This window comes from Micromonospora sp. NPDC002575, from assembly GCF_042889525.1.
Taxonomy (GTDB): Bacteria; Actinomycetota; Actinomycetes; order Mycobacteriales; family Micromonosporaceae; genus Micromonospora; species Micromonospora carbonacea.
The window spans coordinates 1-25,766 of sequence record NZ_JBIARA010000011.1; the positions used below are offsets into that span (position 1 = coordinate 1).

The window sequence follows — 25,766 nt, forward strand, 5'->3', positions numbered from 1 at the left end:
TTGTCGGGTCTGGGCGCGTCGGTGGAGGTGGCGGCGTGTGACGTGACGGAGGCCGAGGCGGTGCGTGCCCTGGTCGGGCGGCTCACCGCCGACGGTGGTCGGCTCGCGGGGGTGGTGCACACGGCCGGGGTGCTCGACGACGCGGTGGTCACCGGAATCGACGCCGACCGGCTGGCCCGGGTCCTCGCGCCGAAGGTCGACGCCGCGTGGCACCTGCACGAGGCCACCGCCGGCCTCGACCTGGACCTGTTCGTGCTGTTCTCCTCCATCGCCGGGGTCCTCGGCTCCCCGGGTCAGGGTGCGTATGCGGCGGGGAATGCGTTCCTGGATGGTCTTGCGGTGTTCCGGCGGGCGGCTGGTCTGCCGGCGGTGTCCCTGGCGTGGGGGATGTGGGACACCGGCGGGATGGCGGCGTCGGTCGGGGAGGTGGATCGGGCGCGGTCGGCGCGGGCTGGTCTGACGCCGATGAGCGCGGCCACCGGTCTGGAGCTGTTCGACGCCGCCCTCGCGGCGGACCGGCCTGCCCTGGTGCCGGCCATGCTCGACGTACCGGCCATGCGGGCCGCCCTCGGCGCGGGCGGCCCGGTCCCGGCGGTGCTGCGCGCCCTCGTCGGCACCGTGACCGCCCGGCGGCAGGCCGGCCAGGGCGGCAGCGACTGGGCCGACCAGCTCGCCGGCCTGGACCCCGACGAGGCCCGCGCCCAGATCGACGTGCTGGTCCGGGGCCTCGTCGCGCAGGTGCTGGGGCACGGTGGCGCGGAGGCGGTGCCGGCGGACCGGGCGTTCCGGGAGTTGGGCTTCGACTCGTTGACGGCGGTGGACCTGCGTAACCGGGTCAACGCGGCGACGGGGCTGCGGTTGGCGTCGACGCTGGTGTTCGACTACCCGACCCCCGCCGTGCTCGCCGAGCACCTTTACGAGCAGGTCTCCGGCCAGCTCACCGACCGCCGGGCGGCGGCCCGCGCCGTCACCGGCGTCGACGAGCCGATCGCGATCGTCGGCATGGCCTGCCGCTACCCGGGTGGGGTGGCCAGCCCCGACGACCTGTGGGCGCTCCTCGCTGCCGGTGGGGACGGGATCTCCGAGTTCCCCGCCGACCGGGGCTGGGACCTCGACACCCTGTTCGACCCCGACCCGGACCGCAGCGGAACCTCCTACACCCGGCACGGCGGCTTCCTCGCCGGGGCCGCCGACTTCGACCCGGCGTTCTTCGGGATCTCGCCGCGTGAGGCGATCGCGATGGATCCGCAGCAGCGGTTGCTGTTGGAGGCGTCTTGGGAGACGTTCGAGTCCGCCGGGGTCGACCCGGCGCGGGTGCGGGGCAGCCGCACCGGCGTCTTTGCCGGCGTCATGTACCACGACTACGCCTCCCGACTGGCCGACCTGCCGCCGGACACCGAGGGCTACGTGGGTACGGGCACGTCGGGCAGTGTGCTGTCGGGGCGGGTGGCGTACACGTTCGGCCTGGAGGGGCCGGCGGTGACCGTGGACACGGCCTGCTCGTCGTCCCTCGTCGCCCTGCACCTGGCGGCGCAGGCGCTGCGGTCGGGGGAGTGTGACCTGGCCCTCGCGGGTGGCGTGACCGTGATGGCGACGCCGGGGACGTTTGTCGAGTTCTCCCGGCAGCGCGGCCTGTCGCAGGATGGGCGGTGCAAGTCGTTCGCGGCGTCGGCGGACGGGACGGGCTGGTCCGAGGGGGTCGGCATGCTGCTCGTGGAGCGGCTGTCGGACGCCCGGCGTAACGGTCACCGGGTTCTTGCCGTGGTGCGGGGGACGGCGGTGAACCAGGACGGCGCGTCGAACGGGTTGACCGCGCCGAATGGTCCGTCGCAGCAGCGGGTGATCCGGCAGGCCCTGGCCAACGCCCGCCTGTCCCCGGCGGATGTGGACGTGGTTGAGGCGCACGGCACCGGGACCACCCTCGGCGACCCGATCGAGGCGCAGGCGCTGCTGGCCACCTATGGGCGGGACCGGTCGGTCGACCGGCCGCTGTTGTTGGGGTCGGTCAAGTCGAACATCGGGCACACGCAGGCGGCGGCCGGTGTGGCGGGTGTGATCAAGATGGTTCTCGCGATGCGGCACGGGGTGGTGCCGTCGACCCTGCACGTGGACGAGCCGTCGCCGCACGTCGACTGGGCTGCGGGGGCGGTTGCCCTGGCCACTCAGGCGATGCCGTGGCCGGTGGTGGGTCGGCCGCGTCGGGCGGCGGTGTCGTCGTTCGGGATCTCCGGGACGAATGCGCACGTGATCGTGGAGCAGCCTCCGGTGGAGGTTGTCGAGGGTGTGGTGGTGGAGCGGGTGACGCCGCCGGTGGTGCCGGTGCTGCTGTCGGCCCGTACCGAGGGTGCTCTTGCGGGGCAGGCGGGTCGGTGGGCCCGCTGGTTGACGGGTGGCGACTCGCTTGCCGCCGTCGACGTGGCGTGGTCGTCGGTGACGACCCGTCCGGCGTTGGAACAGCGGGCGGTGGTGGTCGCCGAGGGCCGGGACGATCTGCTGGCTGCCCTGCGGGCTCTGGCCACCGGTGAGCCGTCGGGTTCCGTGGTGGTCGGGGCTGCGGCGCCGCGGGGGCAGTTGGCCCTGCTGTTCTCGGGTCAGGGCGCGCAGCGTGCCGGGATGGGCCGGGAGCTGTACGAGGCGTTCCCGGTGTTCGCCGCCGCGTTGGACGAGGTGTGCGTGCACCTGGATCCGTTGCTGCCGCAGCCGCTGAAGTCGGTGCTGTTCGCAGATGCCGGCACCGCCGACGCCGACCTGTTGGACCAGACGGTGTTCACTCAGGCCGGGCTGTTCGCCGTCGAAGTGGCGCTGTTCCGTCTCGTGGAGTCGTTCGGGATCGTGCCGGACTTCGTGGGTGGGCATTCGATCGGTGAGATCACGGCCGCGCATGCAGCTGGGGTGTTGTCCCTGACGGACGCGTGCACCCTCGTCGGGGCGCGGGGCCGGCTGATGCAGTCCCTGCCCGCTGGCGGCGGGATGCTGGCGGTGGCCGCGCCGGAGGCCGAAGTGCTCGCCTCGCTGGACGGGCTGGCCTCGCTCGGTGGACGGGGCGACCGGGTCGGGGTCGCGGCGGTGAACGGACCGGCGGCCGTGGTCGTGTCGGGTGCCGCCGACGTCCTCGACGACCTGGAGCGGGAGTGGCAGGGGAAGGGTGTGCGCACCCGCCGGTTGGCGGTGAGTCACGCGTTCCACAGTCCGTTGATGGAGCCGATGCTCGCCGGGTTCCGGGCGGTCCTCGACGGGCTCGGCTTCGCCGCGCCGCTGCTGCCAGTGGTGTCGAACCTGACCGGGGCGCTCGCCGACGCCGACGAGATCCGCACGCCGGATTACTGGGTGCGGCACGTCCGCGAGGCGGTGCGGTTCGCCGACGGGGTCGCCGCGTTGCGGGCCGCCGGGGTGGGCACGTTCCTGGAGGTGGGGCCGCAGAGCGTCCTCACCGCCCTGGCCGCCGACGTGCTGGCCGGTGACGAGGGCGTGCTCGCCGTCGCCGCACAGCGCCGCGACCGGCCCGCCGTGCATGCGCTGCTCGCCGCGTTGGCCGAGCTGCACGTTCACGGGGTACCCGTGACATGGCAGCAGTGGTTCGCCGGCAGCGGCCCGGCGCGGGTCGACCTGCCGACGTACGCGTTCCAGCACCAGCGGTACTGGCCGAACGCCGGCCGGCCCCGGACCGGCGACGTGTCGGGGGCCGGGCTGGGCGACGCCGGGCACCCGCTGCTCGGCGCAGCCGTCGACCTGGCCGGCAACGACGAAGTGGTGCTCACCGGCCGGCTGTCCCTCGCCGCGTACCCGTGGCTGGCGGATCACGCGGTCTCCGGCGCGACGCTCGTGCCGGGCACGGCGCTCGTGGAGCTGGCCGTCCGGGCCGGCGACGAGGCGGGGCTGCCCCGGCTCCGGGAGCTGACCATGGCCGCGCCGATGGTCGTGCCCGACGCCGGGAGCGTGCGCATCCAGGTGCGCGTCGACGGCCCCGCCGACGCGCCGGAGCGGACGGTGACCATCTACTCCCGAGGCGACGGTGATGCCGGGTGGGTCCGGCACGCCGAGGGTGCGCTGGAGGGGGCGTCTGCTGAGGAGCCGGTGGTGGGGGTGTGGCCGCCGGTGGGTGTGTCGGAGGTGGATGTTTCGGGGTGGTATGCGGGTTTGGCGGGGCTTGGTCTGGTGTATGGGCCGGTGTTCCGTGGGTTGCGTCGGGTGTGGGCCGGTGGTGGTGAGGTGTTCGCCGAGGTGGCTCTGCCTGACGAGGTGGAGGGCGCGGCGGCGTTCGGGGTGCATCCGGCGTTGTTGGATGCGGCGTTGCATCCGATCGGGTTGTTGTTGGCCGACGAGGGGTCGGCTGGGGCGCGGGTGCCGTTCGTGTTCTCGGGTGTGCAGGTGCATGCGTCGGGTGCGCGGGTGTTGCGGGTGCGGTTGACCCGGGCTGGTTCCGGGGTTCGTCTTGTCGCGGTGGACGAGTCGGGTGCGCCGGTGGTGTCGGTGGATTCGCTGACGCTGCGGGAGTCGACCGGCGTCGGTGCCAGTGGTGCGGCCTCGCGGTCGTTGTTCGAGGTGGTGTGGCAGGCCGTCGAGGTCGCCCCGACCGCCGACCCCGCCGGCTGGGCGCTGCTCACCCCCGAGGACACCACCACGACCGGGTTCCTCCACGCGCCGGCGGGCGAGGGCCGCTTGGTGGCGTACGCCGACGTGGCGGCCCTGCTGGCGGCGGTGGCCGCAGGGTCCGACGCCCCGCGCGCCCTCGTGCTGCCGGCCGGTGCCGTCGACGCGGCCCCCGATGTGGTGCGGGCGGTGACGTCGGAGGTGTTGCGCGCGGTGCAGGCGTGGCTGGCCGCCGACGCGCTCGCCGACACGCGGCTGGTCGTCGTCACCCGGGGCGCGGTCGCGGCGCGTGCCGGTGACCGGGTGACCGACCTGGCCGGCGCGGCCGTGTGGGGCCTGCTCCGCTCGGCCCAGTCGGAGCACCCCGGCCGCATCGTCCTCGCGGACCTGGACGCCGACGGCGACGGCGCAACCGAACTGCCGGCCGTGCTGGCCGGTGCCCTCGACGATGCCGTCGTGGGTGGTCAGGTGGCGGTGCGTTCGGGTGGGGTGTGGGTGCCGCGTCTGGTGCGCGCGTCGGCGTCGGACACTCCGGTCGCTCTGGGCGATGGTGTGGTGCTGGTGACCGGTGGTACGGGTGCGTTGGGTGCTCTCGTGGCGGAGCATCTGGTGTCGGTGCACGGGGTGCGGTCGTTGGTGTTGGTGTCGCGTCGGGGCGCGGCTGCTGCCGGCATGGACGAGCTGACGGGGCGGTTGTCGGGTCTGGGCGCGTCGGTGGAGGTGGCGGCGTGTGACGTGACGGAGGCCGAGGCGGTGCGTGCCCTGGTCGGGCGGCTCACCGCCGACGGCGGTCGCCTGGCCGGGGTGGTGCACACGGCGGGTGTTCTCGACGACGGGCTCGTCGAGGGGCTCACCGGGGAGCGGCTGGCGGCGGTGCTCGCGCCGAAGGTGGACGCGGCGTGGCATCTGCACGAGGCGACGGCTGGTCTTGATCTGGATCTGTTCGTGGTGTTCTCGTCGATCGCGGGGGTGCTCGGCTCCCCGGGTCAGGGTGCGTATGCGGCGGGGAATGCGTTCCTGGATGGTCTTGCGGTGTTCCGGCGGGCGGCTGGGTTGCCGGCGGTGTCCCTGGCGTGGGGGATGTGGGACACCGGCGGGATGGCGGCGTCGGTCGGGGAGGTGGATCGGGCGCGGTCGGCGCGGGCTGGTCTGATGCCGATGAGCGCGGCCACCGGTCTGGAGTTGTTCGACGCCGCCCTCGCGGCCGGACGCCCCGCCCTGGTGCCGGCGACCATCGACGTGCCCGCCCTGCGGGCCGCCGCCTCCGGCGGGGCGGTGCCGCCCATGCTGCGCACCCTCGTCGGCGCGAGCGCCACCAGCCGCCGCCAGGCGGGGCAGGGCGGTGGCGGGGGGTGGGCCGACAGGCTCGCCGCCCTCACCGAGGACGAAGGCCGGGCGCAACTCGTGCTCCTGGTCCGGGGCCTCGTCGCGCAGGTGCTGGGGCACGGTGGCGCGGAGGCGGTGCCGGCGGACCGGGCGTTCCGGGAGTTGGGCTTCGACTCGTTGACGGCGGTGGACCTGCGTAACCGGGTCAACGCGGCGACGGGGCTGCGGCTCGGCTCGACGCTGGTGTTCGACTACCCGACCCCCGCCGTGCTCGCCGAGCACCTGTGGTCCGAGTTGGCCGGCGTACGACAGTCGGCGACCGACCTGGTCGCCAGCGCGACGAAGGACACCGACGAGCCGATCGCGATCGTCGGCATGGCCTGCCGCTACCCGGGCGGGGTGTCCAGCCCCGACGACCTGTGGGCGCTCCTCGCTGCCGGCGGGGACGGGATCTCCGAGTTCCCCGCCGACCGGGGCTGGGACCTCGACACCCTGTTCGACCCCGACCCGAACAACAGCGGCACCTCCTACACCCGCAACGGCGGCTTCCTCTACGACGCCGCGGAGTTCGACCCCGGGTTCTTCGGCATCTCGCCCCGCGAGGCCCTGGCGATGGATCCGCAGCAGCGGCTGCTGCTGGAGGCGTCGTGGGAGACGTTCGAGTCCGCCGGGGTCGACCCGCACCGGCTGCGCGGCAGCCGCACCGGCGTCTTCGCCGGTGTCATGTACCACGACTGGGCGACGCGCCTCATGGACCTGCCCGCCGAGGTCGAGGGCTACGTGGGTACGGGCACGTCGGGCAGTGTGCTGTCGGGGCGGGTGGCGTACACGTTCGGCCTGGAGGGGCCGGCGGTGACCGTGGACACGGCCTGCTCGTCGTCCCTCGTCGCCCTGCACCTGGCGGCGCAGGCGCTGCGGTCGGGGGAGTGTGACCTGGCCCTCGCGGGTGGCGTGACGGTGATGGCGACGCCGGGGACGTTTGTCGAGTTCTCCCGGCAGCGCGGCCTGTCGGAGGATGGGCGGTGCAAGTCGTTCGCCGCCGCCGCCGACGGGACGGGCTGGTCCGAGGGCGTCGGCATGCTCCTCGTGGAGCGGCTGTCGGACGCCCGCCGTAACGGGCACCGGGTTCTTGCCGTGGTGCGGGGGACGGCGGTGAACCAGGACGGCGCGTCGAACGGGTTGACCGCGCCGAACGGGCCGTCGCAGCAGCGGGTGATCCGGCAGGCCCTGGCCAACGCCCGCCTGACCCCGGCGGACGTGGACGCGGTCGAGGCGCACGGCACCGGCACCACCCTCGGTGACCCGATCGAGGCGCAGGCGCTGCTGGCCACCTATGGGCGGGACCGGTCGGTCGACCGGCCGCTGTTGTTGGGGTCGGTCAAGTCGAACATCGGGCACACCCAGGCGGCGGCCGGTGTGGCGGGTGTGATCAAGATGGTTCTCGCGATGCGGCACGGGGTGGTGCCGTCGACCCTGCACGTGGACGAGCCGTCGCCGCACGTCGACTGGGCTGCGGGGGCGGTTGCCCTGGCCACTCAGGCGACGCCGTGGCCGGTGGTGGATCGGCCGCGTCGGGCGGCGGTGTCGTCGTTCGGGATCTCCGGGACGAACGCGCACGTGATCATCGAGCAGCCTCCGGCGGAGGTCGTCGAGGGTGTCGTGGTGGAGCGGGCGACGCCGCCCGTGGTGCCGGTGCTGCTGTCGGCCCGTACCGAGGGTGCCCTCGCCGGGCAGGCGGGTCGGTGGGCCCGGTGGTTGGCCGACGACGAGTCCCTTGCCGCCGTCGACGTGGCGTGGTCGTCGGTGACGACCCGTCCCGCCCTGGAGCACCGGGCCGTTGCCATGGTCGCCGATCGGGACGGCCTGCTCGCCGCGCTGCGGGCGCTCGACGGCGGCGATCCCTCCGGAGCCATCGTCACCGGCACGGCGGCCGAACGCGGTCAGCTCGCGGTCCTCTTCTCCGGTCAGGGCGCGCAGCGTGCCGGCATGGGTCGGGAGTTGTACGCCGTGTTCCCGGTGTTCGCGTCGGCGTTGGACGAGGTGTGCGCCGAGCTGGATCCGCTGCTCCCGCAGCCGCTTAGGCCGGTGCTGTTCGCGGATGCGGGCACGCCCGAGGCGGCGTTGCTGGATCAGACGGTGTTCACGCAGGCGGGCCTGTTCGCGGTCGAGGTGGCGTTGTTCCGTCTGGTGGAGTCGTTCGGTGTGGTGCCGGACTTCGTGGGCGGGCACTCGGTCGGTGAGATCACCGCCGCGTACGTGGCGGGGGTGCTGTCCCTGGCCGACGCGTGTGCGTTGGTGGCGGCGCGGGGTCGCCTGATGCAGGCGTTGCCGGCCGGGGGCGGGATGCTCGCGGTCAACGCGCCCGAGGCAGAGGTGGCGGAGTCCACTGCCGGTCGGGCCGATGTCGGGATCGCGGCCGCCAACGGGCCCACGTCCGTCGTCGTCTCCGGTGCGGTGGAGGCGCTTGCCGAGGTCGAGCAGTTCTGGCAGGGCCGGGGCGTGCGCACGCGCCGGCTGACCGTCAGCCACGCGTTCCACAGTCCGTTGATGGAGCCGATGCTGGCCGAGTTCCGGGCCGTGCTCGACGGGCTGTCGTTTGCCGCGCCGCTGCTGCCGGTGGTGTCGAACCTGACCGGGGCGCTCGCCGACGCCGACGAGATCCGCACCCCGGATTACTGGGTGCGGCACGTCCGGGAGGCCGTCCGTTTCGCCGACGGGATCGCCGTGCTGCGTAAGGCGGGGGTGGGCGTGTTCCTGGAGGTGGGGCCGCAGAGCGTGTTGACGGCCCTGGCCGCCGAGGTGCTGGCCGGCGACGAGGGGGTGTTGACCGTCGCCGCGCAGCGTCGGGACCGGCCCGAGGTGACCGGGCTGCTTGCCGCCCTGGCGGAGTTGCACGTTGCCGGGGTGCCGGTGTCGTGGCGGCAGTGGTTCGCCGGGGCGAACCCGCGGCGGGTGGACCTGCCGACGTATGCGTTCCAGCACCAGCGGTTCTGGCCCGAAGCTCTGCCGCGCCCCCGGAGGGACACCGACGGCGGGGACGCCGAGTTCTGGGCCGCCGTCGAACGCGGCGACCTGACCGCCCTGGCCGCCCAACTCGGCGACGCCGCCGACCTGGACGCGCTCACCTCGGCCCTGCCCGCGCTGTCGCAGTGGCGGCAGGCGCGCACCCGCGACACCGCGCTCGACGGCTGGTCGTACCGCATCGGGTGGGAGCCCGTGCGGCCGGCCCCGGCGGTCGGGCTGACCGGCCGGTGGCTCGTCGCCACCGTCGGCGGCGGCACCGACGCGGGCGTCGCGAAGATCCTCACCGAGGCCGGCGCGGCCGTCGACACGCTGACCGTCCCGCCGTCCCTCGACCGGGCGGGGCTGGGCGAGCGGCTGCGCCGCACCGGCGTCGAGGGCTGGGCGGGCGTGCTGTGCGTGCTGCCCCGGCAGGACCAGCCGCTGCCGGACGCGCCGGGCGTGCCGGCCGGCGCGGCGACGCTGCTCGCGCTCACCCAGGCGCTGACCGACACGGGCCTGCCCGGCCGGGTGTGGGCGCTCAGCCGCGCCGCCCTGCCGGTGACGGCCGGCGAGCGGGCCGCCGACACGTGGGCGGCGCTCGCCTGGGGCCTCGGCCGCGCGGTCGCCCTGGAACAGCCCGACCGCTGGGGCGGGCTGGTCGACCTGCCCGCCCGCGCCGACCGCAGCACCCGCGCCGCGCTCGTCGCCGTGCTCGCCGACGGCACCCTGGACCAGGTGGCGATCCGCCGCAACGGCGTCTTCGGCCGGCGGTTGGTGCCGGCCGCTGCGCCGGTCGGGTCGGGGTGGCGTCCGTCGGGGACGGTGCTGGTGACCGGTGGCACGGGTGCGTTGGGTCGGCACACGGCCCGGTGGTTGCTGGCGAACGGGGCTGCCGAGGTGGTCCTCGCGTCCCGGCGGGGCCCGGACGCTCCCGGTGCCGTCGAGCTGGTCGAGGAGTTGGGCGGGGCGGTGCGGGTCGTCGCCTGCGACGTCACCGACGCCGCTGCCGTCGATGCCCTCGTCGCCGGCCTGCCCGCCCTCACCGCCGTCGTGCACACCGCAGGCGCGTCCGGCGGCACCGCCCCGGCGTACGAGGTGACCGCCGCCGACCTGTCGGCGACCCTCGCCGGGAAGGTGCTCGGGGCCCTGCACCTGGACGCCGCCTGCCGGGGCCGGGACCTCGACGCGTTCGTCGTGTTCTCCTCCGTCGCCGGCGTCTGGGGCGGCGGCGGCCAGGCCGGCTACGCGGCCGGCAACGCCCTGCTCGACGCCCTCGTCGCCGCCCGCCGGGCCGAGGGGCTGCCCGCCACCGCGCTCGCCTACGGCCCGTGGGCGGCCGACGGCATGGCCGCCGGGGAGACCGCCGAGGGCCTGCGCCGCCGCGGCTTCACCCCGCTCGACCCCGACGCCGCCGTGGCGGCGCTGGGCCGCTGGGTCAACGCCCCCGAGGCCGCGCCGGTCGTCGCCGACGTGGACTGGTCCCGGTTCGTCGCCGCGTTCACCGCGGCGCGGCCGAGCACCCTGTTCGACCGGGTCGCCCCGGCCCCCGCCGCCGAGGCGCAGCGGCCGGAGGCCGACGCCGCCACCAGCGGCCTGCGTGCCCGGCTCGCCGCGCTGCCGGCCACCGGCCAGGAGAACCTGCTGGTCGACCTGGTACGCGCCGAGGCGGCGGCGGTGCTCGGGCACGACTCCACCGACCAGGTGCCCGCCGGGCGGGCGTTCCGGGAACTCGGCTTCGACAGCCTCGCCGCCGTGCAACTGCGGGACCGGCTGGGCCGGACCACCGGGCTGACCCTGCCGTCGACCGTCGTCTTCGACCATCCGTCGGCGGCGGAGCTGGCCCGGTTCCTGCGTACCGAACTGGTTGCCGGCGCGGCCGACGCCGACCCGGCGGTCGGTCTGGTCGCGGCCCGGCCGGCGGCCGACGAGCCGATCGCCATCGTCTCGATGGCCTGCCGCTTCCCCGGCGGGGTGTCGTCGCCGCAGGAGTTGTGGGAGCTGCTGCTCGACGGCGGGGACGCGATCGGGCCGATGCCCACCGACCGGGGCTGGGACCTCGCCGCCCTGTTCGACTCCGACCCGGACCGGGTGGGCACCAGCTACGCCCGCAGCGGCGGTTTCCTCGACGGCGTGGCCGACTTCGACGCCGCGTTCTTCGGCATCAACCCCCGCGAGGCCCTGGCCATGGACCCGCAGCAGCGGCTGCTGCTGCACACCACCTGGGAGACGTTCGAGCGGGCCGGCATCGACCCGCACCGGGTACGCGGCTCCGCCACCGGCGTCTTCATGGGCACCAACGGGCAGGACTACGCGACGCTGCTGCTGGGCGCCCGCTCCGAGGTGGAGGGCTACCAGGCCACCGGCAACGGCGCGTCCGTGGTGTCCGGCCGGCTGGCGTACTCCTTCGGGCTGCACGGGCCGGCGGTCACCGTCGACACGGCGTGCTCGTCGTCGCTGGTCGCGCTGCACCTGGCCGCGCAGGCGCTGCGCTCCGGCGAGTGCGACCTGGCCCTCGCGGGCGGCGTGACCGTCATGTCGACGCCGGGGGCGTTCCTGGAGTTCTCCCGGCAGCGCGGCCTCGCCGCCGACGGGCGGGTCAAGGCGTTCGGCGCGGACGCCGACGGCACCGGCTGGGGCGAGGGCGTCGGCGTCCTGCTCCTGCAACGCCTCTCCGACGCCCGCCGCGACGGCCGGCGGATCCTGGCCGTGGTGGCCGGCAGCGCCGTCAACCAGGACGGCGCGTCCAACGGGCTCACCGCCCCGAACGGGCCCGCCCAGCAGCGGGTCATCCGGCAGGCCCTCGCCAACGCCGGGCTCACCCCGGCCGACGTCGACGCCATCGAGGCGCACGGCACCGGCACGACCCTCGGCGACCCGATCGAGGCGCAGGCGCTCACGGCCGCGTACGGGCCGGACCGGCCCGCCGACCGTCCCCTGTGGCTGGGCTCGGTGAAGTCGAACATCGGGCACACCCAGGCGGCGGCCGGCGCGGCCAGCCTGATCAAGATGGTGCTCGCCCTGCGACACGGCACGCTGCCGGCGACCCTGCACGCCGACGAGCCGTCCCCGCACGTGGACTGGGCGGCGTCCCCGCTGGCGCTGCTCACCGAGGCCCGCCCGTGGGACGCCGACGGCCGTCCCCGCCGGGCCGGGGTGTCGTCGTTCGGGATCTCCGGCACCAACGCCCACGTGATCCTCGAACAGGCACCGGCGGAGGAACCGGTCGGCCCCGCTGCGTCCGTCGACCCCGTCGAGTCCGCCGGCCTGGCCGAGCGGTCGGCGTCGGGCGGCGCGGCGCTGCCCTGGCCGGTCTCCGCCGCCACGGCGGCCGGGCTGCGGGAGCAGGCCGACCGGCTGGCCCGCCGGCTCGCCGGCCCGGCGGCCCCGTCCGGCTCCGACCCGGCAGTCGCGGGCGGCGGTACGGCCGACGTCGGCGCGGTCGGTGTCGATGCGGCCGACGCCGGGGCGGTGGCCTGGGCGCTGGCCGAGGGCCGGGCGCACCTGGCCCACCGGGCGACGGTCGTCGCCGCCGACCCGGAGACCCGGCTCGCGGCGCTGCGGGCCCTCGCCGCCGGCAGCACCCACCCCGCCCTCGTCGCGCCCGCCCCGGCGGCGACGGGCGGCACCGCCGTCCTGTTCTCTGGCCAAGGCGCGCAGCGTGCGGGAATGGGCCGGGAGTTGTACGCCGTGTTCCCGGTGTTCGCCTCGGCGTTGGACGAGGTGTGTGGTCACCTGGATCCGCTGCTGCCGCAGCCGTTGCGGCCGGTGTTGTTCGCGGACGCGGGTTCCGCCGAGGCCGGTCTGCTGGATCAGACGGTGTTCACGCAGGCGGGGTTGTTCGCGGTCGAGGTGGCGTTGTTCCGGCTCGTCGAGTCGTTCGGTGTGGTGCCGGACTTCGTCGGTGGCCATTCGGTCGGTGAGATCACCGCCGCGCACGTGGCGGGGGTGTTGTCGCTGGCGGATGCGTGCGCACTGGTTGCCGCGCGGGGTCGCCTGATGCAGGCGTTGCCGGCCGGCGGCGGGATGCTCGCGGTCAACGCGCCCGAGGCCGAGGTGGCCGGGTCGATCGCCGGTCGGGCCGACGTCGGGATCGCCGCCGTCAACGGGCCGACGTCGGTGGTCGTCTCCGGTGCCGTCGGGGCCCTCGACGAGATCGAGCGGGCCTGGCGGGAGCGGGGCGTACGGACGCGCCGGCTCACGGTCAGCCACGCGTTCCACAGTCCGCTGATGGAGCCGATGCTGGCCGAGTTCCGGGCGACCCTGGAGACGCTCAGCTTCGCCGCGCCGCTGCTGCCGGTGGTGTCGAACCTGACCGGGGCGCTCGCCGACGGCGACGACCTGCGCACCGCCGACTACTGGGTGCGGCACGTCCGCGAGGCCGTCCGCTACGCCGGCGGGATCGCCGCGCTGCGCGGGGCGGGCGTCGACACGTACCTCGAAATCGGCCCCGCCGCCGTGCTCACCGCGATGAACGCGGAGCTGCTGCCCGACGACGCCACCGCCGTGGCCGCCCTGCGGGCCGGCGTGCCGGAGCCGGCGGCGCTGCTCGCCGCCCTCGCCACCCGCTACGCGACCGGCCGGGACCTCGACTGGGCGGCGCTGCTCGCCCCGCTCGCCGGACCCCGGCCCGCCCCGCGCGACCTGCCGGAGCTGCCCACGTACGCGTTCCAGCCGCAGCGCTACTGGCCCACCCTCACCGCGTCGCCGGCCGGCGGGGCGGACCGGGCCGACGCCGCGTTCTGGCGGGCGGTCACCGACGGCGACCTGGACCGGCTCGGCATCGACACCAGCCAGCCCTTGCGGGACCTCCTGCCGGAGCTGGAGTCGTGGCGACGCCGCCAGCACGAGGACGACACGATCGCCGGCTGGCGCTATCGGGTCACCTGGCGGCCCCAGCGGCTTACCGCCGCCGACCCGGGCACCTGGCTGGTCGTCGCGCCGCCCCGGGAGGCCGCCGACGCGGTCGCCGACGCGTTGCGCGCCGGCGGGGCGGCCGTGCACCTGCTCACCGTGGACCCGTCGACCGTCGACCGGGACGGCCTCGCCGCCGACCTGGCGTTGGCCTGCGCCACGCACCAGCCGACGGGGCTGCTGTCCCTGCTTGCCCTCGACGAGGCCCCGCACCCCGGGCAGGACGCCCTGCCCGCCGGCCTCGCGGCGAACCTGCTGCTGTTGCAGGCGCACACCGGCCTTCCGGCCGAGGCACCGCTGCCGCTGTGGCTGGCCACCGCCGGTGCCGTCGCCACCGACGACGCGCCGGCCGCCCGGCCGTGGCAGGCCACCACCTGGGGCCTCGGCCTGGCCGCCGCCCTGGAACACCCCCGGCACGTCGGCGGCCTCGTCGACCTGCCCGGCACGGTCACCGCCGACCTCGCCGCCGGGCTGGTCGCCGCGCTCACCAACGCCGAGGGGGAGGACCAGCTCGCCGTCCGCGCCTCGGGCGCGTACGCGCGGCGGTTGGTCCGGGCCACCGACCCGGCCGACGGTACGGGCGGCGGCTGGACGCCGCACGGCACCGTCCTCGTCACCGGCGGGGCGGGCACCGTCGCCGGCCACGCCACGGCCTGGCTGGGCCGGCAGGGCGCGGCCGTGGTGCCGCTGGACCAGCCGGCCGGCGGGAAGCTCACCGACCGGATGGAACAGCTCGCCGCCGACGGGCGGCCGGTGACGGCGCTGCTGCACGTGCCCGCCGACACCGGCACCGTGCCGCTGGCGGAGCTGACCCTCGCCGGCCTCGCCGCCGACCTCGTCGCCACCGTCGGCGACATCCCCCGCTACGCCGACGAGTTGGAGGGCGCGGCGCTCGGCGCGCTGGTGCTCTGCTCCTCCACCTCCGGCGTGTGGGGCTCCGGCGGGCGGTCCGGCCAGGCGGCCGGCGACGCCCTGCTCCAGGTCCTCGCCGAGAACCGGCGGCGGGCCGGCCTGCCGGTGGCGTCGGTAGCGTTCGGCCCCTGGGCCGACGGCCTCGCCGACGCCGACCTCGACCAGCTCAGCCGGCGGGGCCTGCCCGGCATGGCCCCCGACCTGGCCACCGCCGCGCTGCGGCAGGCCGTCGCCGACGGCGCGCAGGTCGTGGTGGCCGACGTACGGTGGGACCGGTTCGTGCCGGCCATTGCCGCCGTGCGGGCCCGCCCGCTGTTCGGGGAGGTCCCCGAGGCCCGGGAGGCGCTGCGCGGCCTGCACAGCGCCGAACCGGCCGACGACGGGGCCGCCGACGCGCTGCGGGACCGGCTGCGCCCGCTCACCGACGCCGAACGCGACGCCGTGCTGGTCGAACTCGTGGCCGCCCAGGCGGCGGCGGTGCTCGGCCTGCCCGACGCCGGCGACCTCGGCCCGGGGCGGGCGTTCCGGGAGGTCGGCTTCGACTCGATGACCGCCGTGGAGCTGCGCAACCGGCTCCGGGCGGCCACCGGGGCGACCCTGCCGGCCAGCGTGGTCTTCGACTACCCGACGCCGCTGGCCCTGGCCCGGCACCTGCGTACGCTCGTGGTGGCGGACGGGGCGACGGCCACCGAGGGGCTGCTGTCGGAGCTGGAGAAGCTGGACGGGCTGTTCGCCGCCAGCGCCCCCGACCAGCTCACCCGGCAGAAGCTGCTGGTGCAGATGCAGGCGTTCCTGGCCCGCTGGGGCGACGACCGGCCTACGTCGGCGGACGCGTCTGTTGCGCCGACGCTCGACGGGGCCAGCGACGCGGAGCTGTTCGACTTCATCCACCGGGAGCTGGGCGGCCCGGACGGCGCCATGGGTGGGGTCTTCTGACCGATTCAACGGCCTGCTGAGCCGCCGTTGGCGGCCGGCGTGGAGGAAGGACGGACAGAGCCACGGCTGCCCCTTGCCGGGTGGGCTGGGGTCCCTCGGCCCGATCTGCCTGACCCGGTGGGCGAGCTGCTCTTGGTGGATTTCGGACATCTTGCCTACGGGGGACGGCAAGTGTCCAAGCCATAGGCATCATTCAGGCCGGCACGCCACTTCTTACGGTCCTGCCCGGATACTCGGAGATCTTGGAAGCGGAGGGCCCCTCCGAGGGCCGGAATCTTCCAAGATCTCACCCCGGTTCCCACTCGTCGTTGCTCGTGACGCTGGAGGAGGCGTCGATCGCCCGTAGGGACCACACGGTGCGGACTGACAGCGCAGACGGCGTGCGCCATGCTGGCTACAGCTTGTGATCGCCCGCCTACGCTGGCATCCTGGCGTGGCACTCCGGCAGGTGGATCCGTCCAGCGAGACGAAGTCGAGTCCCAGCGCCGGGTCAAGGGTGGCGGGGATCTTTGTGGGTTGCCCGAGGAGACTGCCAGATGGTTTCGAAGGGCGGCGATGGGATGGCTCCGAAGCCCGGTCGGTCGGATGGCCCCAACACTCTGCTCAGTGACGCCCGTCGCCGACTTCTCTCCCCGAGCGGTTCAGGCCGACGGATGTCCCGGCAGGAGGTGGCCGAGGCGGTCAACGCCTACCTGTGGGCGACCTACGGCACGAGAACCAGCCTGGATGCCAACCACGTCGGGAAGCTTGAACGAGGGGAACACCGTTGGCCGAAGCCCGCGACCCGCGAGGCATTCCGTGCGGTGTTGAAGGCGTCGCGCGACGCTGACCTAGGCTTCTACATCACCCGTGGCCAACGCCATGACGACCATGTCGGGCACTGGCCGCCACCGGGGCAGTCGCTGACCGCTGCTGATGATCATGGAAGCGAGTGGCTGACCGACAGGCAGATCACGGAGACTGGCGACATGAACCGCCGTGAGTTGCTACGCCTGCTGAGCCTGACAGGGGCGCTCCTGGCTGCGCCGGTCCCGGGTGGCCAGCTCGACTTGGCGCGCATCGAATCCTCTGGTGACGGGAACAAGCGACTAGACCCAGCCACCCTCGACGAGTACGAAGGCTTGAACCTCCAGTTGTGGACGACGTTCGTCGCGGCCGAGTCCAAGAAGGCTGTATCGCCGCTGGTCAACCGTCAGCTCACTACGCTCACGGCCAACCTGCGCCGCTCTCACACGACACTCGTGCACCGTCGGCTCTGCGGGATCACCGCCGACCTGCTCCAGCTCGCTGGTGAGGTCGCCTTCGACGCGAACGCGTACAGCGAGGCAGCCCACTGCTACGCCCTTGCAGCGGCAGCCGCCCGAGAAGCCGCTGCCTACGACCTCTGGGCGTGTGCGATGATCCGCCACGCCTTCATCAGTGTCTACGAGCGTGACTTCCGGCATGCCGCACCGATGCTTGAAGCTGCCGCTGGCCTGGCCGGCAAGGGCAACAGCGCACTGTCGACCAGGCACTGGGCACATACCGTGCGGGCGCAGGCCCTCGCGGGTCTCGGCGACCTCGACGGATGCCGGCGTGCGCTCGATCAGGCCGAAGAGGTCAACTGCCTACCTGGTCGGGTTCACAACGGCGGATGGTTGCGCTTCGACGGTTCCCGGCTGGCCGAGGAACGCGGAACCTGCTACGTCGAGTTGAGGCGCCCAGATCTGGCCGAGCCGGTGCTGTCCGGTGTCTTGTCGCAAAGCATCTCTGTGCGACGGCGCGGTACCGTTCTCACGGATCTCGCCTTGGTCGGAGCTCAGCGTGGCGACGTACACCAGATCGTGCTCTACGGCAGCGCCGCTCTTGACACTGCCCGGCAGAGCGGCTCGGGTGTGGTCGGCACCAAGTTGAATCGACTACAGCACCATTTGCAGCCGTTCCTTGCCGACACTCACGTGCAGCATCTCAACAGCCAGCTCAATGCCCTGGCGAGGGCAAGGGATTGACGAGTTCACAGGGAGGGCCAGCGTGCAGGTCGAAGAACCGGGGCGTGCGTTCCGCGAGGCGTGGATCGCCGGAGTTCGCAAGCACTATCCCGGTGAACCGAAGCCGGGCTATGTCGCGCCCTGGGAAGCCACGCCCGAATGGGAACGGGTAAGCGCCGCCGCGGTGTACGAGCAGGTTCACCAGTTCATCGAGGTGGCCGAGGGTGCAACCGCAAAGCTGACCCGTGAACAGAAGGGCCGCTTCGTCGCCCTGTGCTGGACTGCGCAGATATTCAGGCACTTTCCAAACCCGAAAGCCTCCTACGTGGCCGACTGGCCGGAGATGCCAGAGTGGCAGCAGGAGACGGACTCGGACATCTTCGAGCACATCGAACAGACACTCCTTCCGAGGCGCTGAACAGGGCTACGAGCCGCACAGCGCATGCGGCGCTTCATCCCATGCCCGCATCACCGTCCAGTCTCCCTCCGAGCCGACGCGAGACTGGCAGGCAGGGTGTTGGCACTGCGCCGGCCAGCTTGAATGCCTGTGTTGGCGAGCGGTGATACTCACGTCAGCGCGCGGCGCGTCCGGGGAACCCGGGCGCGCCGACGAGGCAGCAGCTCAGCATGCGTCAAACAAGGACCCCGGTCGAGCGCACGTAGACCGGCAAGTTTCCCCCTAACTCTCCCCGCAGGTCGGTGTTCCCGGGGCTATGCGCGGGCCGCGATCGTGGAAGCACCACAGCGTGTCTACGGCTCGGTCTGGGGCCACGCGGCGACAGGTTTTGCGGCGGACTCCAGCTCTCCGAGGTGAGGGAGGGGCGACATGGATGCCGCGAGCGCGACATTGATCGCTACGGAGCCGTAGGGGACACCGTGCCGCAGCGGCCGGAGGCAGCTCGTCCCCACGGACGGCTCACCGGCCGGATCTGTTCGCGGCTGGCCTATGCCACCGCTCGTGCTCAGCGGTCATCTGCAACCCCCTCGGGTCGTATCCCCGAGTAATCACTCCCCAGAGCCGGGCCGCTCCAGCGGCCGGGCAGGACAGCGCTGCCGACAGCCCAGGACGGAGGCACATGGAACCCAGCACGGAAGCGATCGGGGAGGGTCCCTTCATCGAGGACGGCACCCGCGAGGGTGACGCGGTCTACCGGTCCCGCCGGGGCCTGCTCACCCCCGCCGACGTCCGGTGGCAGGAGTTCCCGCTGACCCGGTTCGGTCGGCGCGGCTTCGACCCGGAGGCGGTCCGCAGGTTCCTGCGCCGGTTGGAGGCCGACCTCGACGCCCTCTACCGGCAGCTCGTCGCCGCCCAGGACGAGGCCCGCCGCCACCGGGAGGCCGCAGCGGAACTCCGCGCCGAGCGCTGGCGGCCCGACCCCTCGGCGCGGCGGCCCCGAAACGAGTACCGACGCCCGCCCCTGTGGCCGCCCTACTCGCCCCGCCGGCAGGGCTGCCACCGTCGGCCGGGAGAGGGGCCGGGCGATGGCTGACTACCCGGCGCTGCACGGCCCGTCGCGGCCGGACTGGAACTGCCTGGTCTGCGGCGACCCGTGGCCGTGCCTGACCCGTAAGCGCCAGCTCAAGGAGCTGTGCCGGTGCAACATCCGGACCCTCGTCCGCTACCTGACCTCGTACCTGCCGGACGCCCACGCGGAGATCGCCGGCATGAGCAGCGCCGACATTACCGACCGCATCGTCGGCTGGTGCGCCAGGCCGTTGGAGATGTGGGCGGTCGAGGAGGCCACCCGGGCCGTACCCGATCTGGGGTGGCGTCGTGACCAGCCGTGAGCCGCCGATCGGACGCCGGGTCGCCCGGCTGCGGGTCCGGCGGCGGATGACGCAGCAGATGCTCGCCGACCGGCTCGGCAAGTCGAAGAGCTGGGTCGACAAGGTCGAGCGGGGGGTCCGCGCCCTCGACCGGTACACCGTCATCCAGGACCTCGCCGCCGTGCTGCGCGTCGACCCGGTGGCGCTGCTCGGCCGCGACGCCCTCCCGTCGCAGGCCGCCCGCGCCGCCGCGCAGGGCGTCGACGGGGTGCGCGCCGCCCTCGACCGCTACGACGTCGCCCTGACCGGGCCGCAGGCGCAGCGGGCGGCACCGCCGGTCGGCGAGCTGGACCAGCGGGTACGGCACGCCTGGCTGACCTACCAGCACGCCGACTATCCCCAACTGCTGCGGGTGCTGCCGGAGCTGCTCGGCGACACCCAGCACGCCCACTCCACTCAAGGGGACGGGGCTGCGGAGCTGCTGATGCAGGCGTACCGGATCACGTCGGCGGTGCTGGTGAAGCTCGGCGTGGGCGACCTCGGCTGGCTGGCCGCCGACCGGGCGGTGTCCGTGGCCGCCGGCGACCCGCTGCTGGTCGCGGCGGCAGCCGTGCCGCTGGGGCAGGCGCTGCGCGCCCTCGGCCGCCCCCGCCCGGCCCTGGCCGTCACGATCGCCGCCGCGCACCGCCTCGCCCCCGAGATGCGGCGCGCCGGCCCGCCCCCGGACCTGGCGCTGCACGGAACGCTGCTGGTCCAGGCCGCCCTGGCCGCCGCCGGAGCCGGCGACGAACGCGGCGCAGCGGAACTGGTCGACCAGGCGGCCCGGATCGCCGACGAGACAGGCGAGAGCGGCGAGGCCGGCGAGGAGCACGACCGGCACTGGACCGGGTTCGGCCCCACGGCGGTGCGGATGGCCCGGGTCGCCGCCGCCGTCGAGCTGGGCAACGGCGGCGAGGCGGTGCTCCTGCACGAACGGGTCGTCGGCGCGGAGCACTGGCGGCGGCTGCCCGCCGAGCACCGGGCGGCGTACCTGCTCGACGCCGGCCGCGCACACCTCGGGGCCGGCGACCCGCTCGCCGCCGGGCGCGCCCTGGTCGACGCGGACCGGGCCGCACCGGCCGAGGTCCGGTTACGGCCGGTGGCCCGTACGCTGCTCACCGACCTGACGCGCCGTGGACCGCTCCCGGCGGGCGTGGCCCGGCTCGCCGCGGCCCTCGGGGTCGGGTGACGGGCCGGGCAGCCCGTGCCCGGAGCGTCGGGCGGGTCACTCGTGCCCGACCACCGCGTGGGGGACGTACGGCTCCGCCAGCCTCCGCAGGTCGTCGTCGGAGAGCGTCACGTCGAGGGAGGCCACCGCCTCGTCGAGGTGCTTGACGGAGGTGACCCCGACCACGGGGGCGGTCACCGCCGGCTGCCGCCGCAGCCACGCCAGGGCCACCTGCGCCCGGGTCACACAGAGCTCGCGGGCGATCTCACCGACCCGCTCCACCACCCGGCGGTCGGCGTCCTCCGTGGCGGCGTAGAGGCTGCGGCCGAAGCCGTCCTGCCGGGCGCGGGTGGTCTCCACCGTCCACTCCCGGGCGAGCTTGCCCCGCGCCAGCGGGCTCCACGGCAGCACCCCGATGCCCTGGTCCGCGCAGAGCGGCAGCATCTCCCGCTCCTCCTCGCGGTACATGAGGTTGTAGTAGTTCTGCATGCTGACGAAGGGCGTCCAGCCGTGTAGCCGCGCGGTGTGCAGCGCCTTGCCGAACTGCCACGCGAACATGGACGACGCGCCGAGGTAGCGGACCTTCCCCGCCTTGACCACGTCGTGCAGGGCCTCCAGCGTCTCCTCGATCGGCGTGTGGGGGTCCCAGCGGTGGACCTGGTAGAGGTCGACGTGGTCGAGGCCCAGCCGGCGCAGACTGTTGTCGACCTCGGTGAGGATGGCCTTGCGGGACAGACCGGATCCGTTGGGCCCCGGCCTCATGGGCAGGAAGACCTTGGTCGCCACGACCACCTCGTCCCGGCGGGCGAACTGCCGCAGCAGCGAGCCCAGGATCTCCTCGCTGCTGCCGTCGGAGTAGGCGTTCGCCGTGTCGAAGAAGTTGATGCCGTGGTCCAGGGCGCGCCGGACGATCTCGCGGCTGCCGTCCTCGTCGAGGGTCCACGGGTCGGCGCCCCTGGACGGATCGCCGAAGCTCATGCCGCCGAGGCAGAGCGGCGACACGTCCAGGCCGGTCGCGCCCAGCTTGACGTACTCCATTCTCATCCCTTCCGGTCGCGGCCGGTGGCGGAGGGAGGAGGCGCGGGCGTCGGCCCCCCGCCCTCCGGCCGGCGGAGGCGGACCTGCGTGAGGTCGGGCACGACGAGCCCGGCGGGGAGCCGGTCGGCCGGGTAGGTCGTGGCCAGCGCGATGGTGCGCATGCCGGCCGCCTGCCCGGCTGCCAGGCCAACCGGCGTGTCCTCCACGACCACGCAGTCCGCGGGGGACACCCCCAGCCGGGCCGCGGCGGACAGGTAGCCGTGCGGCGACGGCTTGCCGGCCACCGGGTCGTCGGCGGTGACGGTCACGGCCGGCAGGGGCAGGCCGGCGTAACTCATCCTGATCCGCATGAGGCGACTCCACGCCGAGGTGACCACCGCCCACCTCCCCGCCGGCAGGGCGGAGAGCAGCGCGGACGCCCCCGGCACTTCGACGATGCCGTCCGTGCAGCCCTCCTCCAGGCGGGTCAGGTGGTCGAGTTCCCGCTCGGTGTCCAGCTCCGGCGCGACGATGCGCACCGTCTCCGCCTGTGGACGGCCGTGGGCGACCGCCAGCAGCGCGTCGGCGTCGATGTCGTGCCCGGCGCACCAGGTGCGCCACTTCCACTCGACGCAGGCGTGGGAGTCGACCAGCGTGCCGTCCATGTCGAACAGGACGGCGGCGCACCGCAGGCGCACCGGGTCGTCGCCGCCCACGTCGAGAATCAAGTCGGGTGCCTTCACCGGTCCGCCGTCACCACCCGCTGGCCCTTGCCGCGGGCGTCGACGAGCTCGGGGTACGCCCGCCAGGGCTGCGCGTACACGTTGCCGGCGCGGTCCCGGCCCCGGGCGAGGAAGATCTGGTGCTTGCGGCCGACCCCCTCGTGGTTGAAGCGCACGGCCGTGCTCATGTAGCGCATGGTGAAGCCGCAGCGGCGGATCGTGCTGCGGTTGACCGCGCTGCTGTGCAGCAGGCCGCCCGAGTGGATGCTGAACTGGTTGGGACGCAGCGGGATCGGCACGGCCCGTTCCGTGTCGACCGGCATCTTCGACACGTCCAGCTCCCAGGTGAACACGCTCTCCTCGGAGCGCACCTCGCGGTACGGCCCGTCCGCCCGCTGCCGGTGGCTGCCCGGGATCACCACCATGTTGCCGTTCTCGGCGGTGGACGGGTCGATCGCCAGCCAGATGGTGATGGCCTGCTCCGGCGGGTCGATCGTCTCCCGCCAGAACCACGCGTCCGTGTGCCAGGGCACGCCCTTGCCGTCGCCCGCCGGCTTGCAGAAGAAGTGGGCCGAGAAGAGCGCGATGTCCGGCCCCAGGATGCTCTCGGCGACGTCCAGCACGTCGGGGTCGAGGAGCCAGCGGAACAGCTCCGGGTCGGTGAAGTGGGGGACGTCCATGTCCTCCGGGCGTTCGTCCGCCGGCAGGGCCGCGAGCTTGCGCTCGAAGTGCTCGCGGAGGCCGGCGAAGGCGGCGGGCTTCAGCAGGTCGTCTCCGACGACGTATCCGTTCGACCTGAAGAACTCCACCTGATCGGGGTCGAGCCGCCCGTTTCCGGTGTCTCGCACGGGGTCACCGCCTTTCACAGTTCGTCGATCATGGTCGCGGTCGAGATGACCTCCCCGTCGGGAAGGAACTCGGCCCTTACCTTGTCGTGCGCCCGCTTGCCGAGGATCTGCGTGTCCACCTCCCGTCCGACCGCTCGGCTCAGGACCCGGCCGAAGGCCGCCAGGTCCGTCGGGTCGTCCACCAGCAGCCCGTCGAGCTGGTCGGTGATCTGCGTCCGGATGCCGCCGACCGCGCTCGCCACCACCACGCGTGACTTCCACATCGCCTCGGTGACCGTCAGGCCGAACCCCTCGGCGAGGCTCTTCTGCACCACCACGTCGGACGCGCGCTGGATCGCGTTGACCAGCAGGGCGTTCTCGGTCAGGTCCGCCATCGGCAGGCAGACCAGCGCCACCCGTCGGCGCTGGCGCGGCGGCAGCGCCCGCCACGCCTCGACGCAGCGGTCGTACCAGACCTGCTGTTCGATGTCGTCGGGGATGGCGGTGGTGTCGGGCCCGACGAGCGCGAGGTAACCGTCGTCCATGTGGGAGGTGACGCCGGCCAGGACCCCGTGCATGTCCTTGAGGCGGTCCCACCGGGAGACCTGGGTGACGAGGGGCTGCCCGGGCCGGGGGCGCTCCTGCGCGATCACCTGGGGCGGTCGCCGGACGCCGACCTCGCCGACCGGCGTACGCAGCGTCGCCGGGCCGGGCGCCTCGTGCTCCGGATGCAGACCGCAGCGGGCCAGGCAGTGCTCCACGGTGGCGGCGTCGAGCTCGCAGTTCTTCGCGGTGAACGGCGACGTGAACAGCGGCCGGATCCGGACCCGACGCCCCGCGAACCGGTCGGGCACGAGCGTGTCCGCGCAGAAGATCAGCTCGCGTACGCCGGTCAGCAGCGGCGCGAGGAAGTCCCAGGCCGCCTCGGACGCCTCGGTCGGCGTGTCGACGCCGACGTAGCACCGCCAGTAGACCGCGCCGACCCGGTCCAGCAGCGGTTCGGCCAGGCCGGCCGCCTGGTGGTCGTGCAGGATCACGATGTCGCCGGGCCGGACCCGGGACAGCAGGTCGTCCCGGGCCGAGGCCAGCGTCCGCAGGTAGAGCCCCCGCTCGGCCGGCCCGAGGGGGCCGCCGTCACCCGGGCTGCCGTAGAGGGCCACCCCGAGCCGCTTGGTGATCGTGAAGAAGTCGGCGTCGCCGTTGATCACCGCCCAGGTCGCCGACACGCCGAGGTCCCGGTAGAGGGGAAGCGTCATCTGGAGGGTCTCGGCGACGCCCCCGCCGGCCCCGGTGGAGTTCACGTGCCAGAGGGTGCCGCCGGCCAGCCGGTCCCGGATCCGGGCAGCCGCCTGCCGCAGGCCGCCGGCGCGGTCCGGGCCGAGCAGCGCCTCCAGTCGCGGGAGCACCGGTCGGGGGTCTGGCTGTTGAATGCTGAGCACCTGCCGCCTCCGTTCTGCCGACTTTCGGGGTTTGTGCGGGTCATGGGGTGGTCAGCGCCTGCCCGACCAACCAGGGGAAGAACATCGCGCCGAGGCTCGCGGCGCACAGGCAGACGCCGCTGACCATGCCGGTCATCTCCACCCGGCGGGCGAGCATCGCGAAGGCCGACGGGAAGATCGACGACATGCCGAGGCCGACGACGACCACGCCGGCGGTCACGACCGCCACCGACGAGGCGTTGTTGACGATGACCGCGACGGCCAGCGCGCACACCGCCGTGCTCGACGCCACGATCACCGCGGGATGGAGCCGCTGGGCGAACGGCACCCACAGCAGCCGCCCGACCGTGACGGCGATCCAGAACAGCGAGGTGAAGTACGCGGCGGTGGCGGCGTCGTCGGTCAGCCCCCGGAGCAGGACGAACGAGGGAAGCCAACCCGAGATGCTGATCTCCGCGCCGACGTAGAGGAACAGCAGGACCGCCACGCCGCCGATCATCAGGTGGTGCCGGCCGCCGCCCTTGCCGCGCTGCTCGGACTCCGGGCGGGGCGCGCGGGTCCGCAGGACCCACAGCGTCAACGCGACCGCGCACCCGCAGACCAGCCAGTAGGCGAGGCGGACGTCGCCGGTCCAGGTGATCGACAGGCCGATCATCAGCGGCATGACCAGCGACCCCGCGCCGAGGAAGAAGTCGGCCGCGTTGATGAACGGGCCCACCTTCGCCCGCCGCACCCACAGCAGGAGCGTGTTGACCGTGACGAAGACGAACGTCTTCGCCAGCCCCAGCGCCCAGAACAGGACCGCGAGCGCGACGGGCCACCGCAGCAGCGGGATCGCGGCGAGGACCACCGCGACGGCGACCAGCCCCACCGCCACCTGCACGTGCGTCCCGATCCGGTTGAGCAGCCGCCCGGCGATGAGGGAGCCGCACACCGAGCCGAAGGCGTCGGCGGTGAACAGGATGGCCAGCGTGCGCAGGGGAGACCCGGTCATGGCCAGGAAGGTCTGCATCGACGGGCCGAGGACCGCCGAGAGCAGGCCGACCAGCCCGTAACCCAGGAAGTAGGTGACGGTCAGCCGGGTGCTGTCCGGGGCCTGCGCGATCCGTGGCTGCGTAACGATCACCGGGGTCGCCTCCTCG

At 74.1% G+C, this 25,766-nt stretch carries 11 protein-coding genes; 6 read left to right on the forward strand and 5 right to left on the reverse strand.

Annotated elements, in window-relative coordinates; genetic code table 11:
- From ACFYWL_RS17890 to ACFYWL_RS17915, 6 genes are all read left to right on the forward strand, one after another.
- Positions 1-15,678 (forward strand): type I polyketide synthase (locus ACFYWL_RS17890; protein ID WP_386973805.1); only part of this gene is annotated, 15,678 nt, incomplete at its 5' end.
- Between the two features lie 653 nt (positions 15,679-16,331).
- Positions 16,332-17,666, forward strand: a complete 1,335-nt coding sequence (locus ACFYWL_RS17895; RefSeq protein WP_386973809.1) for a transcriptional regulator — start codon at positions 16,332-16,334, stop codon at positions 17,664-17,666.
- A complete protein-coding gene (locus ACFYWL_RS17900) occupies positions 17,641-18,063 on the forward strand; it encodes a hypothetical protein (RefSeq protein ID WP_386973811.1) in 423 nt (140 codons plus the stop codon). Before ACFYWL_RS17895 ends, ACFYWL_RS17900 begins: the two co-directional genes overlap by 26 nt.
- A gap of 658 nt (positions 18,064-18,721) precedes the next feature.
- Positions 18,722-19,135, forward strand: a complete 414-nt coding sequence (locus ACFYWL_RS17905) for a DivIVA domain-containing protein (protein ID WP_386973813.1) — start codon at positions 18,722-18,724, stop codon at positions 19,133-19,135.
- Complete coding sequence (locus tag ACFYWL_RS17910) at positions 19,128-19,433, forward strand: hypothetical protein (RefSeq protein WP_386973818.1); 306 nt, start codon at positions 19,128-19,130, stop codon at positions 19,431-19,433. Before ACFYWL_RS17905 ends, ACFYWL_RS17910 begins: the two co-directional genes overlap by 8 nt.
- The gene (locus tag ACFYWL_RS17915) at positions 19,420-20,640 is read left to right on the forward strand and encodes a helix-turn-helix domain-containing protein (protein WP_386973821.1); all 1,221 of its coding nucleotides are present in this window, start codon (positions 19,420-19,422) and stop codon (positions 20,638-20,640) included. Before ACFYWL_RS17910 ends, ACFYWL_RS17915 begins: the two co-directional genes overlap by 14 nt.
- Before the next feature lie 36 nt (positions 20,641-20,676).
- On the opposite strand, the gene ACFYWL_RS17920 is transcribed toward ACFYWL_RS17915, so the two are convergent.
- From ACFYWL_RS17920 to ACFYWL_RS17940, 5 genes are all read right to left on the reverse strand, one after another.
- On the reverse strand, positions 20,677-21,657 hold the full coding sequence (locus ACFYWL_RS17920; RefSeq protein ID WP_386973824.1) for an aldo/keto reductase: 981 nt from the start codon (positions 21,655-21,657) through the stop codon (positions 20,677-20,679).
- Between the two features lie 2 nt (positions 21,658-21,659).
- Entirely contained in the window at positions 21,660-22,379 is a 720-nt protein-coding gene (locus tag ACFYWL_RS17925; protein WP_386973827.1) for an HAD-IA family hydrolase, read from the reverse strand.
- Positions 22,376-23,206: a phytanoyl-CoA dioxygenase family protein gene (locus tag ACFYWL_RS17930; RefSeq protein WP_386973829.1), complete on the reverse strand. Its 831-nt coding sequence runs from the start codon at positions 23,204-23,206 to the stop codon at positions 22,376-22,378. Before ACFYWL_RS17930 ends, ACFYWL_RS17925 begins: the two co-directional genes overlap by 4 nt.
- Positions 23,207-23,220: 14 nt before the next feature.
- Positions 23,221-24,591, reverse strand: coding sequence for a glycosyltransferase (locus ACFYWL_RS17935; RefSeq protein WP_386973832.1), 1,371 nt, complete (start codon positions 24,589-24,591; stop codon positions 23,221-23,223).
- 73 nt (positions 24,592-24,664) lie between these two features.
- Positions 24,665-25,750, reverse strand: coding sequence for an MFS transporter (locus tag ACFYWL_RS17940; protein WP_386973834.1), 1,086 nt, complete (start codon positions 25,748-25,750; stop codon positions 24,665-24,667).
- Positions 25,751-25,766: the final 16 nt, after the last annotated feature.